The organism is Planococcus sp. CAU13 (genome assembly GCF_000775575.1).
Taxonomy (GTDB): domain Bacteria; phylum Bacillota; class Bacilli; order Bacillales_A; family Planococcaceae; genus Planococcus.
On the sequence record NZ_JRGN01000141.1, the window covers coordinates 1 to 966 of the forward strand.

Annotated in this window: 2 protein-coding genes and 1 pseudogene; 1 reads left to right on the top strand and 2 read right to left on the bottom strand. The window is 37.3% G+C overall.

From position 1 onward, the window contains the following. Nucleotides 1–196 (bottom strand): hypothetical protein (locus tag KW93_RS06050; protein ID WP_033542090.1); only part of this gene is annotated, 196 nt, incomplete at its 3' end. Between the two features lie 40 nt (nt 197–236). After that, on the bottom strand, nt 237–425 hold the full coding sequence (locus tag KW93_RS06055; protein WP_033542091.1) for a hypothetical protein: 189 nt from the start codon (nt 423–425) through the stop codon (nt 237–239). Nucleotides 426–591: 166 nt separating this feature from the next. On the opposite strand from KW93_RS06055, the pseudogene KW93_RS06060 reads away from it, so the two are divergent. Continuing rightward, a pseudogene (locus KW93_RS06060) lies at nt 592–966 on the top strand (DUF2268 domain-containing putative Zn-dependent protease); the annotation flags it as partial.

Below are 966 nucleotides of genomic sequence, written 5' to 3' on the forward strand. Positions count from 1 at the left end.
AAAAGTGCTTGGTGAATTCACGGGAAAGGATCAAGGTGACAGGCAGGACAATGAACATGACCAGCAGGAAAAATACGATTACCGGGATATGTTCAGTCACCAGATAAAGGATATTCCAGACAACCCTTAAGATAAAATAGGAAAGGAAAAATAATAGAGCAAATGTGACTCCGAAAACTACCTGGGCTCTGTCCATAACTGTCACCTCTTTCATTTCATCTTATCCGTTCATTACTTTAAAACATTCCGCTTTGATGGTTATTCTGTCCAGCATGCCGCAGAGCATCCGCTTCAGCCAAGTTCTGGTTTAATGATCTTTCCTTTTTATCCAGACTGTATTTCCCCCGAGTCAGAATATCCACAATCAAACTGATGATAAATATAGCTGCAAGAGTGCCCCAAAAAATCCACATCATCCAATGCATTTATCTCTCCTCCTCTTTTAATTCATGAACGCTTTCACCGTACTTTGTCTGCTTAACTTAATATACGTCCAAAATTACCAAAAGATTCAATCAATTATAATGTTTATTCTGAATTAAGTTATTTGTCTGATTTATGATATAATTCCTTAAATTAGGGGGAGATAAGATGAACACAATAAATCAGCTAACTCCATCACTGCTCTTCGAAAAGAAAGAAACAATCGAAGAATTTTTATCCACTCAGTTTGAACCCTTCATCACAAATAAAAGCTGGATGAAAGAATGGAAACAAATTGCCCGCCGTTTTCAATTGCTGAAATTCATAGAACTTAGTGAAACAGAAGCGTTAACATACCATTGGGATACTGAAAAAGTTAAAGTACTGATTGAAGATACGCTTTCAGAAGTACAGAAACACATACTTTTGGAAAATGTACATATTACTGTTTTTCCTGCCTTACCTCTTCCCTGGACTGAGAAATTTGAAAGGAGTATGTGGACGAATGGTTTCACCAATAGCCCAAACAGCATCCAGATAGCC

What these genes read in the sequence shown, in the direction of transcription:
- KW93_RS06055 (WP_033542091.1), bottom strand. Translation starts at nt 425, where the DNA reads ATGCATTGGATGATGTGGATTTTTTGGGGCACTCTTGCAGCTATATTT.